Source organism: Streptomyces sp. NPDC007084, from assembly GCF_040703595.1.
Lineage (GTDB): Bacteria > Actinomycetota > Actinomycetes > Streptomycetales > Streptomycetaceae > Streptomyces.
The window spans coordinates 18,015-32,871 of sequence record NZ_JBEYFY010000039.1; the positions used below are offsets into that span (position 1 = coordinate 18,015).

Annotated in this window: 11 protein-coding genes and 1 pseudogene; 5 read left to right on the forward strand and 7 right to left on the reverse strand. The window is 72.1% G+C overall.

Annotated features, from left to right (window positions below; all coding sequences use genetic code 11):
- Positions 1-99: 99 nt before the first annotated feature.
- Entirely contained in the window at positions 100-1,404 is a 1,305-nt protein-coding gene (locus AB0912_RS25830) for an LCP family protein (RefSeq protein WP_366703703.1), read from the reverse strand.
- 119 nt (positions 1,405-1,523) lie between these two features.
- Here AB0912_RS25830 and AB0912_RS25835 point away from each other — a divergent pair, with 119 nt between their 5' ends.
- Positions 1,524-2,075 (forward strand): acyl-CoA thioesterase, encoded by a 552-nt coding sequence (locus tag AB0912_RS25835; protein ID WP_366703705.1) that lies wholly within the window; start codon positions 1,524-1,526, stop codon positions 2,073-2,075.
- Positions 2,076-2,200: 125 nt separating this feature from the next.
- Here the strand turns inward: AB0912_RS25835 and AB0912_RS25840 are convergent, their stop codons facing one another.
- Positions 2,201-3,730: an LCP family protein gene (locus tag AB0912_RS25840; RefSeq protein WP_366703707.1), complete on the reverse strand. Its 1,530-nt coding sequence runs from the start codon at positions 3,728-3,730 to the stop codon at positions 2,201-2,203.
- 176 nt (positions 3,731-3,906) lie between these two features.
- Between AB0912_RS25840 and AB0912_RS25845 the strand changes: the two are divergent.
- Positions 3,907-4,137, forward strand: a pseudogene (locus AB0912_RS25845) (glycosyltransferase); the annotation flags it as partial.
- Between the two features lie 5 nt (positions 4,138-4,142).
- Positions 4,143-4,316: a hypothetical protein gene (locus AB0912_RS25850; RefSeq protein ID WP_366703709.1), complete on the forward strand. Its 174-nt coding sequence runs from the start codon at positions 4,143-4,145 to the stop codon at positions 4,314-4,316.
- Between the two features lie 99 nt (positions 4,317-4,415).
- Here AB0912_RS25850 and AB0912_RS25855 read toward each other — a convergent pair whose 3' ends face one another.
- The 4 genes from AB0912_RS25855 to AB0912_RS25870 all read right to left on the reverse strand — a co-directional run bounded on the left by AB0912_RS25855 (position 4,416) and on the right by AB0912_RS25870 (position 10,514).
- Complete coding sequence (locus AB0912_RS25855) at positions 4,416-6,182, reverse strand: LCP family protein (RefSeq protein ID WP_366703711.1); 1,767 nt, start codon at positions 6,180-6,182, stop codon at positions 4,416-4,418.
- A 124-nt stretch (positions 6,183-6,306) separates the two neighbouring features.
- Complete coding sequence (locus AB0912_RS25860) at positions 6,307-8,070, reverse strand: LCP family protein (protein WP_366703713.1); 1,764 nt, start codon at positions 8,068-8,070, stop codon at positions 6,307-6,309.
- A 246-nt stretch (positions 8,071-8,316) separates the two neighbouring features.
- On the reverse strand, positions 8,317-9,588 hold the full coding sequence (locus AB0912_RS25865) for an LCP family protein (RefSeq protein WP_366703715.1): 1,272 nt from the start codon (positions 9,586-9,588) through the stop codon (positions 8,317-8,319).
- Positions 9,589-9,758: 170 nt separating this feature from the next.
- Positions 9,759-10,514, reverse strand: a complete 756-nt coding sequence (locus AB0912_RS25870) for a TIGR03089 family protein (protein ID WP_366703717.1) — start codon at positions 10,512-10,514, stop codon at positions 9,759-9,761.
- A gap of 129 nt (positions 10,515-10,643) precedes the next feature.
- Here AB0912_RS25870 and AB0912_RS25875 point away from each other — a divergent pair, with 129 nt between their 5' ends.
- Together AB0912_RS25875 and AB0912_RS25880 are read left to right on the forward strand one after the other, a co-directional pair.
- Positions 10,644-12,077 (forward strand): N-acetylmuramoyl-L-alanine amidase, encoded by a 1,434-nt coding sequence (locus tag AB0912_RS25875; RefSeq protein WP_366703719.1) that lies wholly within the window; start codon positions 10,644-10,646, stop codon positions 12,075-12,077.
- A 185-nt stretch (positions 12,078-12,262) separates the two neighbouring features.
- Positions 12,263-13,345, forward strand: coding sequence for an NDP-sugar synthase (locus AB0912_RS25880; RefSeq protein WP_366703721.1), 1,083 nt, complete (start codon positions 12,263-12,265; stop codon positions 13,343-13,345).
- Positions 13,346-13,732: 387 nt separating this feature from the next.
- Here AB0912_RS25880 and AB0912_RS25885 read toward each other — a convergent pair whose 3' ends face one another.
- Entirely contained in the window at positions 13,733-14,758 is a 1,026-nt protein-coding gene (locus AB0912_RS25885) for a DNA-3-methyladenine glycosylase 2 family protein (protein WP_366703723.1), read from the reverse strand.
- Positions 14,759-14,857: the final 99 nt, after the last annotated feature.

A 14,857-nucleotide genomic window follows, 5' to 3' on the forward strand; every position in this document is an offset into this window, starting at 1 on the left:
GTCGGCCGGCACGGGAAGTGGGAGGCGCCCCCGAGGGTGCCTCCCACTTTCGCCTGGTGTCAGCCCGGCCGGGGTGGTGTCAGCCCGGCCGGCGCCCGTTCAGTTGCCGCTGACCGTCACCTTGTCGTCGTTCTTGAGCTGGGTCACCAGTTCCTTGACCTTGGTCTTGTCCCAGACCAGGTTGCCGCCCGTGGAGCCGGAGATCGGCATGTTCATGGACTTGCCGTCGCCGCCGGTGACGCCCTTCATCGCCCAGAACATGTCCGCCAGGTCCCACAGGCTCATGTCCTTGTCGACGGTCAGGCTGTCCAGGCCGGCGCCCATGGTCGGGTAGAGCCTGAACGGGTTCAGCACCGTCGACGGGGTCGCCACCTGGTGGGCCAGCGCGGCCAGGAACTTCTGCTGGTTCTTGGTGCGCTCCAGGTCCGAGGCGGCGAATGCGTGCCGGGTACGGACGAAGGCCAGCGCCTGTTCGCCGTTCAGCGTCTGCTTGCCCGCCTTGAAGTCGGCGCCCGAGTACTTGTCCTTGAAGCCCTTGTCGAGGTTCATCTCGACCCCGCCGACCGCGTCGACGATCTTCGCGAAGCCGGCGAAGCCGATCTCCGTGTAGTGGTCGATACGCAGTCCGGTGTTGAACTCGACCGTGCGCACGAGCAGTTCGGGGCCGTCCTCGGCGTAGGCCGCGTTCAGCTTCACGTGCCGGCCGGTGCCCTGGTAGGTCTTGCCGGAGTCGGAGCCCTTGAAGGTGGGGATCTCGACGTCCGAGTCACGCGGCAGGGAGATGAGCGTCGAGCCGTTGCTGCCGGTGTGCAGGATCATCATCGAGTCCGTGCGCTTGCCCTCGGCGGAGCCGGTGTGCAGCTTCTTCTTCTCCTCGGCGGACATGCCGGCGCGGCTGTCGGACCCGACGATCAGGTAGTTCGTGCCCTCGCCGGCCTCCGGACGGTCGATGACCTTGGAGAGGTCCACGTCACGGTGCAGCTTGGAGTCCGCCCAGAAGTACGTGCCGACGGAGACCACGACCAGCAGCGTGACCAGCGTGATCGCGGTCCACTTGATCCGGCGCCGCCAGTTCGGCGCGGACCGCGGACGCCCGGTGCCGGCGCCGCCCGGTCCTCCCGGACCACCGGGGCCGCCGGGCGTGCCGTAGACATGGCCGGTGTTGTAGCCGGAGTCGTACCCGTTGTCGTAGCCGTAACCGTCGTCGTGGCCCTGCCCGTCGACGTAGGACGGCTGCCTGGGCACCCCGCCGCCGTACGGCGGCGCGTCCGGGCCCGGAGCGGGTGCCGACGGTCCACGGCGGACCTGGCGCATGACGCGGGCACCCTCAGGCTGTGCGCCTGCGCTGCCGCGTCCGTAGCGGTTGCCGCCGTTGCCGCGGCTGTCGTCGGGCCAATCGTTCATGCCGACCAGTGTGCAGCGCTCCACCACGTGTCTTACAAGAGAGCCGGGAGATCTGGGTCACGCCTGTTGCAGAGCTGATGCAAAACGACCGTGGCGTGCCCCGGCATAAGGTGGACGCCATGACAGACCTGGCCCCCAACCCGGAAGCCGATATTCCGGGCAAGCCGACCTCCGCGTCCCGCACCACCCTGAGCCACATCATGACCCACAACGACACCAACCTGCTGGGCACGGTGCACGGTGGCGTGATCATGAAGCTCGTCGACGACGCGGCGGGCGCGGTGGCCGGGCGGCACTCCGGCGGGCCCGCCGTCACCGCCTCGATGGACGAGATGGCCTTCCTCGAACCGGTCCGGGTGGGCGACCTCGTCCATGTGAAAGCCCAGGTCAACTGGACGGGCCGGACCTCGATGGAGGTCGGCGTCCGGGTCCTGGCCGAGCGCTGGAACGAGTCGACGCCCGCCCAGCAGGTCGGCTCGGCCTACCTCGTCTTCGCCGCCGTCGACGCCGACGGCAAGCCCCGCCGGGTGCCGCCGGTCCTCCCCGAGACCGAGCGCGACGAGCGCCGCTACCAGGAGGCCCAGATCCGCCGCACCCACCGCCTGGCCCGCCGCCGCGCGATCATGGAACTGCGCGAGAAGCGCGCGGCGGAGGGCCTGGACGCCCTCTGAGGCAGATGGAATGAACGCCCCCGGAGAGGGAGAGCCTGAACGGCCCGGAGACGGAGAGCCTGAACGCCCCCGGAGACGGAGGGCCTGGACGCCCGCCGACCGTTACGGCGCGACCGCCGGGCCCCTCACGGGCACACCACCTCGTCGCCGGTCACCGCGCCGAACTCGCCCTGCCCCGGGTCGTCCGCGCGGACCCGCGTGACCTGCTTGAAGTCCGCGCCGGCGATCACCTTCAGCAGCGGGCCCTGGCCGGGGACCGCGCGGAGTTCGGAGCCGGGGAGCGCCGTCGACAGCGACTTCGCTGAGCGGTCCCAGCGCGGGTCGTACAGGACGACCGTGCGCTGGGCCGTGCGGTCCTGCGCCGTGGTGGGCTGTCCCGTCGTACGGAAGCCGGTGGCGGCCAGCGCGCTGTCGACCCGCTTGCCGAGCCCGGCGGTGGCGGTGCCGTTCTCCACCTGGACGCGGATCTGCTGCGGGGCCACGTCGACCCGTACCGACTGGGGCCGCGGGGCCTTGTGCTCGGTGAGGGGCTTGTCCTCGCGCAGCGCCTCGAAGAGCTTCTTCGACTTCTCCGGGTCCCACTTCAGCGTCGAGCCGATGCCCTTGACGACGTACCCCATCTGTCCGATCGGCACGGTGGTGAACTCCGACGAGGACGGCGAGAAGTTCCGCATCGCCCGCCCGAGGTCCAGCAGTTCGTCGGTGCCGAAGCCCTTGTCGGCGCGCACCGAGCCCAGCACGGCCCGGGTGACGTCCCGGAACTTCATCGGGTTCAGCAGCACCCCGGAGCTGGTGGCCTGGTCGACGAGGGCCGCGAGGAAACGCTGCTGGCGCTGCATCCGGCCGAGGTCGGAGGAGCCGTCGGCGTGCCGGGAGCGGACGAACTGGAGGGCTTCGCCGCCGCCCAGCACATGCGGTCCGGGCGCGAGGTCGAGGCCGGTGTAGCTGTCCTTGAGGGGCTGCACCGTGCAGATCTTCACACCGCCGAGGACGTCCACCGTCTTCATGAAGCTGGTGAAGTCGACCTCCAGATAGTGGTCGATCTTCACGTGGGTCATGTTCTCCACGGTCCGCACGGTCAGGGTCGGGCCGCCCTCCGCGTACGCCGCGTTCAGCTTCACGGGGTGCGGCTCGTGCCGCTTGCCGGTGATCGCGTCGGTGTGCGCGGGCGTCTCGGCGTAGGAGTCGCGCGGCAGGCTGACGACGCTGGCGCGCTCCCGGTCCTCCGAGATGTGCACGATCATGATCGTGTCGGTGCAGTGGCAGGGCGCCCCGCCGAGGCGGTACTTGCGCCGCTCCTCCTCGGTGATCTTGTCCCGGCCGTCGGTGCCGACGAGCAGCACGTTCATGCCGTGGCCGGCCTCGGGCCGGTTCTTCATGTCCTTGAAGGGGTCGACCCGGGCGATGTCCGCGTCCAGGCTGGTCAGCACCGCGTGCCCGATGCCCGCCGAGGCGAGCACCACCACGGAGACGGTGGTCAGCGCCCGCAGCGCCCAGCGGGGCTTCTTGCGCCGGACGGGCCGCGCGGGCCGCGCCGAGCGCGGCGGGCGCGGCGGGCGCGGGGGACGGCCCTCGGACCGCTCGGCCGGCCGGCGGACGGGGGACGGCTGGGTCTGGCGCTGGGGGCGTGCGGGGGAGCGGGGCGGCGTGGGCAAGGGGGGACACCTCCGCGAGGCTGGACGGGGGAGGGACGCGTTCCGCGAGGCTGGGTGTCGCCGCGTACCGCTGGCGTGGGGCTCCGTGTGCACGGTAGGCCCATACGATCTGCGGCCCGGGCGGTCGGCCGGACGGCGCGCGACCGTGTCCCCCGTTCGCGGTAACGTGACGGGCGATGAGCCAGACGTCCGACGTGCGGTCCCCCGCCGTATCCGTGATCATGCCCGTCCTCAACGAGGAGCGGCATCTGCGCGGTGCCGTCCGGGCGATCCTGGCGCAGCGGTACGACGGTGAGATGGAGGTCGTGATCGCCCTCGGTCCCTCGACGGACCGGACGGACGAGATCGCGGCCGAGCTGGTCCGCGAGGACCCCCGGGTGCGCACCGTGCCGAACCCGACCGGACGCTGCCGGTGAAGGCCCGCCTCCGGATCCCCGTCGCCCTGGCCACCATGCACCTGTCGTGGGGCTGGGGCTTCCTCACCAGCCCGAGGTCGCTGGCCCGCAAGGTCGTCGCGTCCCGGCGTCCGGCGGTCCCCGGCGGCCCGTCCGAGCCCTCGGCCGCGCCCGCCGCCGGCGCCAACTGAGGCCGCCCGCACACGAGTCGGGCCCCTCTCGGTGTCGAGAGGGGCCCGAAGCGTTTCACGGGGCGGCGGCGCCCACCGGCCGTGGGACGGCCTCGGCGGCTACCAGCTGTAGGCCGGGTCGACGTGCATACACGCCTTCTCGTCCGAGCCCTTGTCGAGCTTCGCCGAGGACGGCATCGAGTCGTCGTCCTTCGGCGCCTGGTAGGTCGTACCGTCCCGCCAGTCCGCGCCGACCACCAGCGTGACCCCGGAGACGTCCGCCGACTTCTCCACCGCGCTCGACGGGACGCCGAGCGCCTTGGCGAGACGCAGGGCGTCCCCCTCCAGGTCGGCGCTCGGGTAGCGGATCAGCGTGGTGTCCTCGGCGCTTGCCGTCGTCTGGTCGGCCGTGGCCCGCGTGAAGCCCTCGCCGACGAGTGCCTGGGCCACCGTGCCGGCCCGCCCGGCCACCGGGGCCAGCGTGTCGGTGCGGGTGCCGTTCTGCACCCGCACGGCGATCTGGTCGTCCGCCGCGGCCGGGTCCTTCGACGTCCGCTCCTTGGGCTTCTTCTTCCCGTCGCCGTCCAGCGCGATGTCCTCGCGCAGCAGCCGCCAGACCTTGTCCGCGTCCTTGTCCTTGGGCAGCACCCGGACGTTCCCGGGGGCGTACACCCACGGCATGGTGGTCATGTTGATGCGGCCGGTCGGGACCTTCTTCAGCTCGGTGCTGAGGTCGTAGAGCTTGGTCACCGTGCCCAGGCCGCTGTCGACGGTCAGTGCCTTGGTGGCGGTCTCCGCGAGGTCCTTCAGCTTGCCCGGGTTGCTCAGGGTGGCGTTCTCGCGGAGCCGGCGCACCATCGAGTTCATGTACTGGTGTTGCGCTTTGGTCCGGGCGATGTCCGTGCCGTCCTCGAAGCCGTAGCGGGTACGCAGCCACTGCAGGGCCTGCTTGCCCTTGACCGAGGTGGTGCCCTTCTTCAGCTTCAGGCCGGAGCCGTGGCCGTTGGAGGTGTGCGAGTAGATGCTGGCGTCCACGCAGACCGGGACGCCGCCGATCGCGTCGGCCATCGACACCACGCCCGCGAAGTCGACCATGATGAAGTGGTCGATGTGAATGCCCGTCAGCTTCTCCCAGGTGGCGACCGTGCACCCGGGGCCCCCGCGGCCCAGAGAGTCGTTCGTCATGGTGAGTGAAGTGCTCGCGGGATACGTCCTGTTGGTGTGAGGGTCGGTACAGGCGGGGATCTGCAGCAGCGTGTCGCGCGGCATGCTGACGACCGACATGTTGGTGCGGTCCGCCGACAGGTGCAGCAGCATCTGGACGTCGGCGCGCGGCGCCGAGTTGAAGGTGTCCTTGGCCCCGCCGAGCTTCTGGTCCTCTTTGGAGTTACGGCCGTCCGACCCGATCAGCAGGATGTTCAGCGGTGTCTGGCCCGCCGCGTTCGGCTTGGGCGCCGGCGCGCGGTCCTTGTCGTCGCCGATGTTCAGGTCGTCCTTGCGGATGTTCCCGTTCAGATGGCGGTAGTAGAGGTAGCCCGCGCCGGCGGTCCCGAGTATCAGCAGTGCCAGGACCATCGCCGACCAGCGCAGTATCCGGCGCTTGCGCGGCGGCCGTCCGCCGCCCCCGTGCCGGTGCCCGCCACGGCTGCCGCCGCCGCGTCTTTGCCTGCGCGGAACCGCGGCCCCGTCGCCGTCGGCCTGCCCGGCCGCGCCGCCCGCCGCCCCGTGCCCGGTGCCCGCGGCCCCGTGCCCGTCGCCCGCCGTACGAACGGGATCGCCGGCCTCCTCGTAGCGGACCCGGTCCCCGGCCCCGTCGCGGCCCCGTCCTCCAGCGGCCCGCCGGGCACGTGGTCGTGCCCCCTGCCCACGCACACTGCTCTGCGCCATCTCCCAGCCCCTCCCCACCCTGCGCCTGACAAACGGATCCGTCGTACGTCCGGCCGGACGCGTGAAACGTCCGGCCGGCCGGTCTCTCGCGCCCTGTAGGACGCTTGTGGAACCCGTTAGGTCATCACTTGGCGCACACCGTCTTGTCCGCCGTCGACTTCTCCACGTCCGGCGCCTTCGTCGGAGCCTTGACCGGGACGCCGGCGCCCTTGAAGTCCTTGCCCAGGGTCAGCACGATCGCCGGCAGCCCCTGCGCGTTCTTCTCGCTCTTGCCCGGCTTCATCGCCGAAGCGGGCAGCCCCATGAGATCCGCCAGCTTGCGTGCCTGGTCGGCCTGGTCGGGAGAGTACTCCAGGGTGGTCTTGTCGAGTGTTTCGTCGGCGTTTCCGAGCTGGCTGGACTTGAGCACGCCCTCGGTGTTCTGCAGCCAGTCCAGGGTCTTCTGCGCGGAACCGGCCTCGGCGCCGCCGTTGTAGACGTCGACGCGCACGTCGGCGGCGGCCGAACGGGAGCCCTTGAGGCGCGCGGCCACCTCGGCCTTCTCCTGCCGCGCCTTCTGCTTGACGGCGGTGAAGGAGACGTCGTTCTTGATGGCGTCGAAGACCGGCTGGGCCGTCACCGGGTTGACCACGACCGTGGCGTGCACCCGCTCGGCCGGGTTGTCGATCACCGGGACCGTCGTGAACGTGATGTTCTTCGTCGGCACCTTCTTCAGCTCAAGGGCCATGTCCTTGAGCGTGCTGACCTTGGCGATGCCGGTGTCCACGGTGAGCGCCTTGGTGGCGGCCTCGGCCAGGTCGATCAGCTTCTTGGGGTTGGACAGGGTGTCGCCCGAACTCATCTTGCGCATCAGGGAGGCCATGAACTGCTGCTGCACCTTGATGCGGTCGAGGTCGCCCTGGTTGCCGAAGCTGTGCCGGGTGCGCACGAAGGCGAGGGCCTGCTCGCCCTCGATGGTGTGCTCGCCGGCGGAGAGCTTGAGGTGCGAGTCGGGGTCGTTCACGTCCTTGGCCAGACACACGTCGACGCCGCCCACCGCGCTGGTGAGGGTCTTCACCGCGTTGAAGTCGACCATCGCGAAGTGGTCGACCGAGATGCCGGTGACGGCCTTGACCGTGTCCATCGTGCAGCCGGGGTTGCGGTCCTCCTGGCCGAGGCTCGTGTTGAACCGGACGTTCTGCGACGGCGGGATGACCTTCTCGGTGCCGTCCGGCTGCTTCGTCCTGCACTCGGGGACGTCCACGATGAGGTCGCGCGGGATGCTCATCGCGGTCGCGTTCGTCCGGTCCTTGGAGACGTGCAGCAGGATGTTCGTGTCGGCGTGCCCGACGCTGTTCTTGTCGCCGTAGCCCTCGTTGCCCTTACCGGTCCGTTTGTCGGTGCCGATGATGAGCAGGTTGAAGGCCTCGTCCTTGCTGAAGCCGTCCTTGCCGGAGTCGCCGATGTCCGTGGCGTGGACGTTGCCCTCGAGGTGCTTGAGATAGGCGTACCCGGCACCCGCCACGGCGATCAGCACGAACGCCATCGTGCCGCCGGTCCACAGCACGACCTTCTTCGCCTTCGACTTCTGCTTCGTACGCCCGCGCCGCCGTCCCGGCTGCGGCTCCGGGGGCTCGCCACGGCGTCGGCGCGGCGCGGGCACATCGGTGCCCGGCCCCTGACGCTCCCGGCCCGGCGCCGCGCGGTCCCGGCCGGGGGCGGCACGGTCCTGACCGGGCGCGCTCCGGGTGCGGGCCCCCGCTGGGGCGGTGCCCCTGCGCGGCCGTGGCACGCCCGACTGCGCTCCGGAAGGGGCCAGTCGCAGTTCGTATTCGCCGGTGTTCGGGTTGAGCACCCACTGGTCTGCGGGATCGATGTCATCCGCCCGCCCACGGCCTTGCGCGTCCACGGTTGTCTGAATCCTCCGTCGGGGCCACGCGGCGCCTTTCCCCCTCAAAAGGCGCTCGGGTCTCGGTCAGCAGTGCGCGACCCGCAAGGACGGACCTCGCGGCCGGGTGCACCGGATCGCTCACACTATCCGCCCGGTTCGGCGTCGAGCGACGGCCGTGACAAATTCAACGTCCCTACAACCGGGCAATCCGCCCTATTTCTCAGAGACTTCTTAGCTCTGCTGTTCCCCTCCTTGGCGCGTGCTTTACCCGCACGCGTCCTCGGCCGCCGTGTTTCCCCGGAAAGTGGGCGCCGGATCAGGTGTTCCGGTCGAACGGCCCGATGGGGAAGGCGTCGACTTTCCGTTCCTGTTCGACTGCGTTTCGTGACGAGGGGAGGAGTTCTCGTACGGAGTTGCGGAATGCGCCGAGGCGCTTTCGGCGGCCTTGTCGGCCTCCTTGGTGACGGTCACGGGCTCGTCCGCGCGCAGCCGTTCGAACAGCCGGGTCGCCTCGGGCTCGACGAGCTGGTCGCGGTTGGCGTTCAGGGCGTACGCCGTCCGGGGGACGGTCAGGAACTGCACGTTCTGCGTGGGGATGTTCCGCATGCCGCGCACCAGGTCGTACAGGCCGCGCAGGCTCGCGAGCCCCGGGTCGGTGGTGAGCGACGAGGTGGCCGCGTCCAGCACCGGGTACAGCTTCGCCGGGTTCAGCAGTACGTCGTTGCCGCGCACCTTGTTGACGAGCGCGCCGAGGAACCGCTGCTGGCGGTCCATGCGGTCGGTGTCGCTGCCGTCGCCGATGCTCTTGCGGGCGCGGACGTAGCCGAGCGCCTGCTCCCCGTCGAGCACGACCTTGCCGGCGGGCAGCCGCAGCTTCGCGGCCTTGTCGTCGATGGGTTCCCTCAGGCACACCTCGACGCCGTCCACCGCGTCGACCATGTCCTTGAAGCCGTGGAAGTCCACCACCATGTGATGGTCGACGCGGATGTCCGTGAGCTTCTCGACGGTCCGGATCGTGCAGGCCGAACCGCCCACCTGGAAGGCGTAGTTGAACATCGCGAACATGGGCTTGGTGCGGCTGCCGTCCGGGCGCCGGCAGCCCGGCACGTCCACCATCAGGTCGCGGGGCAGCGACATGGCGGTGGCGCTGCGCCGGTCCGCCGCGAGGTGCAGCAGGATCGTGGTGTCGGACCGCTCGGTCCCCGAGTCGCGGCCGTACTTCTTGTTGCCGGCGCCCGAGCGCGAGTCCGACCCGATCAGCAGGATGTTCTGCGCGCCGTGCACCAGCGCGGTGGGGCGCTCCTTCTCGTACCGGGCGAGTTCGGCCGCCGCGTCGTCGTCGGCCGTGATGTTCGCGTTCAGCTTCTCGTAGGCGACCCAGCCGGCCACCCCCGCGCCGAGGACCACCACGGCGACGCCCAGCGCGGTGTGGCGCAGCAGGCGCCGGCGCCTGCGTATCAGCCCGGCCCCGGTGGGCGACGCTCCCGGCACCGGCCCCACCGGACGTCCGGAGGGAGCGCCTTCGGAGTCGGTCACGTCGGAATCCACCACCCCTCCTGGTGTACGAGCGTGTCTGCTGCTCCTTCGACCATGTCCCGAAGTCGCTGGTGAGGGGGCCCGGTGATGAGCCGAACGGGCGACGGCGGCCCGGTCGCGGGGGCCGGGGCGTCTCCTCGGCCTGTCGTCCGGATCGGGTGGGGCAGGCTCTAGCGGGCGGTCGCCGTGACCCGCTCGCTCTCGATCCGCTGGGCGAGCCGGTCCTCCCCGAGCTGGTCCAGGTGGCGGCACAGCACCACCGAGCCGCCGGTGGCGAGCGGCGCGTACAGGCCCGCCGACAGGCCCTCCCAGGTGTCGTAGGGGAGCGCCGACAGGATGCGCGAGCCGGGCCCCGTCAGGTCGAGGCCTGCCGCGTCGGAGCGGGCCTGCTCGACCACCTCCGCGCCGGTGTACGCGGCCCCGGCGACGATCAGCGCCGGCTCCTCGGGGTCGACCGGCGCGTACGGGGCGAACCGGTCGCCCTGGCTCGGCACCTCCACCGCGTAGTCGGCGTATCCGGCGGGCGGGGCGGGGAAGCGGCGGCCGAGCGGGGCGAGCGACAGGGCGATCCGGTCGCCGGAGCAGGCGAGCCCCTCCTCGAACCGGCCCGGCCCGGCGACGACGTGGTCCGCGGCGGCCGGATCGCCCCCGAGGTCCGCGACGACGCCCACCGAGGAGCAGGCGAGCAGCCACACGGCCGTCTGCCAGTGCGCGGGCAGCAGCAGCGCGACCCGCTCGCCGGGCTCGGCGGACAGCTCGCCCTGGAGGAGGTTCGCGGTCTTGGCCACCCAATTGGCGAAGGTGGCCACGGACAATTCGACGCGTTCGCCCGTCGCGTCGTCGTAGAAGGTCACCAGGGGGCGGGCGGGATCCGTGGCGAGCGCGGATCGCAGCAGGTCGGCGGGGGTGCGGTCGGTGGCTGTCACGCGCGCAAGCGTACGCGGGGCCGCCGCGCCGCACGGACGGCACGAGCCACCGGTTCGGCGGAGCCGCGTCCGACGGTCCGTCAATTCCGCGATGGACAGATATGTATGACTATGTCCAAGATCAGGGGCATGCGTGGATTCCTTGCCTCCTCGGTCGGCGTCACCTGCGCGGCCGCTCTCGCCCTTCCGCTCACCCTGCCCGCCCCGGCGCAGGCCGGGCCGTCGGCGGTGACGTCCGAGACCTCCGTCCCCGGCAGCACCCAGTCCCTGCCCCTCGTCCCGCTCACCGGCGCCCGCGCCCTCGGGGGCGCCGCCCCCGAACAGGGCCTGCGCCCCCGGGACGTACGGCCCTTCTCCCTGGTCGGCGTCGTCTGGGACGACCCCGGCAGCGAGCTGCGCGGCCGGGTCCAGGTCCGCACCCGGGCGGCCGGCACCGGCCACTGGTCGGGCTGGCAGGATGTCGACACCCACAACCACGAGCACGGCGCCGACCCCGACACCGCCGAGGGCGCCTCCCGGCGCGTGCGCGGCGCCACCGCCCCGCTGTGGGTGGGCGACTCGGACGGCGTCGAGGTCCGCGTGGACGCGGACCAGACCACCGCCCGGGGCGCACCCCGCGGCACAGCCGAAGCCGGCGGAGACAACGGGGGAGATACCGGGAGAGACGCCGGGGGAGGCTCCGGCTCCGGGAAGCGCGCGGGCGCCGGACAGGGCACCCCGCTCCCCAAGGGCCTGCACCTCGAACTGGTCGACCCCGGAGGGCCCGCCGAGCGCGTGGACGTCCGCCCGGCCGCGCGGGCCGGGGGTGCGCCGGTCGCCACGCGCGCCGGGAGCGTGCGCGCGGGCGCCGCGGACGGGCTGCCGAGCGCCGGGGCCACCGAGATCAGCGCGCTCTCCCAGCAGGAGACCGAACGCCAGTACCTCACCGCGGACCCGGCCGCACCGCGCGTGAAGCCGTACATCGGCGCCCGCCCGCGCATCATCACCCGCAAGGGCTGGGGCGCGAACGAGAAGCTCCGCGAGCGCGGCTTCGTCTACACCAAGAAGGTCAAGGCGGCCTTCGTGCACCACACGGCGTCGGGCAACAACTACAGCTGCTCCCAGGTGCCTTCGCTCATCCGCAGCATCTACCGCTACCACGTGGTGAGCAGCGGCTGGCGGGACATCGGCTACAACTTCCTCGTCGACAAGTGCGGAAACATCTACGAGGGCCGGGCCGGGGGCGTCGCCAAGCCGGTCCTCGGCGCCCACACCCTCGGCTTCAACACCGACAGCATGGGGATCGCCGTCCTCGGCACCTTCCAGAACACCAAGCCGACCGACGCGTCCCTCAAGGCCATCGCCCGTCTCACCGCCTGGAAGCTGGGCCTCTACGGTGGCAATCCGCGTGGCACGACATACCTGAAGTCGGGCGGTGGCAATCTCTACGGAAAGGGAAAGAACGTACGACTGAATGTGATCTCCGGCCATCGGGACGGGTTCGCCACGGAGTGCCCCGGACGGCTGCTCTACGGCAAGCTCGGCTCGGCACGGACGACGGCGGCCCGCTACCAGGGCCGGTAGGCGGGGCCCGGAACCGGCGGTGCCGGCACCGCCCGGCCGGCCGGGGCCGGGCGGGGATCACCTGACGTCACGGACACGGCCCCTCGACGGACCGTACGGCCCTCGAAGGCGCCATCGAACAGTCTGCATACACTGGCCGGCCGGAACACAGTTCGGCCGGTCCCGGCAGGAAGCAGAGACGACAGGTGACAGAAGCGATCCTCCTGGTCGGCGGCAGAGGCACCCGGCTGCGCCCCCTCACGGTGCACACGCCCAAGCCGATGGTGCCCGCGGCCGGTGTCCCCTTCCTCACGCACCAGCTCGCCCGGGCCCGCGCCGCGGGCGTCGAACACATCGTGCTGGCCACCTCCTACCTCGCCGAGGTCTTCGAGCCGTACTTCGGCGACGGCTCCTCGCTGGGCCTGCACATCGAGTACGTCACCGAGGAGGAGCCGCTCGGCACCGGCGGCGCCATCCGCAACGTGGCCTCCCGGCTGCACTCGGGCCCCGACGAGCCCGTCCTGATCTTCAACGGCGACATCCTCACCGGGCTGGACATCCCGGCCCTGGTCGCGACGCACCGGACGACGGGCGCGGACGTCTCCCTCCACCTCACCCGGGTCGAGGACCCGCGCGCGTTCGGGCTCGTCCCCACCGACCCCACCGGCCGTGTCACCGCGTTCCTCGAAAAGCCGCAGACCCCCGAGGAGATCGTCACCGACCAGATCAACGCGGGCGCCTACGTCTTCCGCCGCTCGGTCATCGACACCATCCCCGAGGGCCGTCCCGTCTCCGTCGAGCGCGAGACGTTCCCCGAGCTGCTGGCCACCGGCGCCCACCTCCAGGGCATGGTCGACTCCACGTACTGGCTGGACCTCGGCACCCCGCAGGCCTTCGTCCGCGGCTCCGCCGACCTCGTCCTCGGCCGCGCCCCGTCCCCGGCCGTCCCCGGCCGCTGCGGCGACCGCCTGATCCTGCCCACGGCCAGGGTCGCCCCCGACGCCAAGCTCACCGGCGGCACGGTCGTCTGCGAGGGCGCCCAGGTCGGCGAGGGCGCCCGGATCTCCGGCAGCACGATCCTCGCCGGAGCGGTGGTCGAACCGGGCGCGGTGGTCACCGACTCCCTCGTCGGTCTCGGCGCCCGCATCGGCGAACGCACGATCCTCACCGGCGCGGTCATCGGCGACGGCGCGACGGTCGGCCCCGACAACGAACTCCGCGAGGGAGTCCGCGTCTGGTGCGACGCCCACATCCCGGCGGCGTCCCTCCGCTTCTCGTCGGACCAGTAGCGCCCCGCCGGAGGGGCAGCCCACCCAGCCCCTCCGGCACCCGCGGTCCTTCAGCCCCTCCGGCACCCGCGGTCCTTCAGCCCCTCCGGCACCCGCGGTCCTTCAGCCCCTCCGGCACCCGCGGTCCTTCAGCCCCTCCGGCGCTCGCGATCCTCCAGCCCCTCCGGCGTTTGAGGAGCGGGGTCTGGGGCGGAGCCCCAGGGGACGGGAAGGGCAGGGGCGGAGGGGGCGAAACCCGGTTGCACCCGCGCGAACAGGAGCCCCGGCGCGAGCAGGAGCCGGCGCGACCGGGACCCCCGGCGCGACCGGGACGCCTGGCGCGACCGGGACGCCTGGCGCGACCGGGACGCCTGGCGCGACCGGGACGCCTGGCGCGACCGGGACCCCCTAAAGCTTCCCGATGTCCCCCCGAGGCATCTTGGGAACCCGCCGCGCGGGCGTCCGCCCGGACAGCAGAATCAACCGAGCCGCCCGATGCCGCTGCCCGGCGTAGGGCTCCAGCAACTCCAGCATCACGGCGTCATCCGCGTCCCGATCCCCGGCCAGCGCGTACCCCACGATCCCCGGCAGATGAAGATCCCCCACGGTCACGGCATCCGCCGCCCCGTGACTCCGCTGCACGACCTCGGCAGAGGTCCAGGGCCCGATCCCGGACACCAGCTCCAGCCGCTCCCGGGCCCGCACGGGATCGAGCCGCACCGCCTCCTCCAGCCGCGCCGCGACCCGCACGGCCCGCAGAACGGTGGACGCCCGCTTGTCGTCGACCCCGGCGAGGTGCCACTCCCAGGACGGGATGAGCGCCCAGGTCCGGGGCGCCGGCATGACGTACATCCGCTCGGGGGCGGGCCCGGGGGCGGGCTCGCCGAACTTCCGCACGAGCAGCCGCCAGGCCCGGTACGCCTCGTCGGTGGTGACCTTCTGCTCCAGGACGGAGGGGATCAGCGACTCCATGACCAGGCCGGTGCGCACGAGCCGCAGGCCCGGCCGCCGGTGCCGGGTGACGGCGAGGAGCCGGTGCCGTGGCCGGAAGGCGTCGGGATCGTCGGCGGCGCCGAGCAGTTCGGGCAGCCGGTCGAGGAGCCAGTCCCCGCCGGGCCCCCAGGCCTCGCCCCGGGCGACCGTGCCGCGCAGGGTCACCCGCAGGGTGCCGGGCCCGGCGGGCGTGCGGCAGACCCGCCACACGGCGCCGTCGGGAGTCGTACGGAACGTCGGATCGCCGGGGCCCCGACGCAGCGGCCCGAGGACGAGCCCGAGGTCGAGGGGCCCGTCGGGCGCCCAGCTGCGGACACGGGCGGGCTCGGCGGCCTGCCGCGGTATCGCGCCGCGGGCGGCGCCGGGTGTCCCGCCGGGCAGGACGACATGGCCGCCGCGCACGGTCGTACGCGAGGGCCGGGGAGCGAAACGTCCAGCCACGGATGAGGTCCTAGGGGTACTCGGGGTGCCCTACGAGGGTAGGCGCTCCCGTGGCCGAAAACGCCCGCTTCCCACAAGCGGCACGCGCCCTCCCGACAC

Excerpts from the sequence above, each read along its gene's own strand:
- AB0912_RS25830 (WP_366703703.1), bottom strand. The coding sequence starts at position 1,404 with ATGAACGATTGGCCCGACGACAGCCGCGGCAACGGCGGCAACCGCTAC.
- AB0912_RS25855 (WP_366703711.1), bottom strand. The coding sequence starts at position 6,182 with ATGGCGCAGAGCAGTGTGCGTGGGCAGGGGGCACGACCACGTGCCCGG.
- AB0912_RS25875 (WP_366703719.1), top strand. The coding sequence starts at position 10,644 with ATGCGTGGATTCCTTGCCTCCTCGGTCGGCGTCACCTGCGCGGCCGCT.
- AB0912_RS25835 (WP_366703705.1), top strand. The coding sequence starts at position 1,524 with ATGACAGACCTGGCCCCCAACCCGGAAGCCGATATTCCGGGCAAGCCG.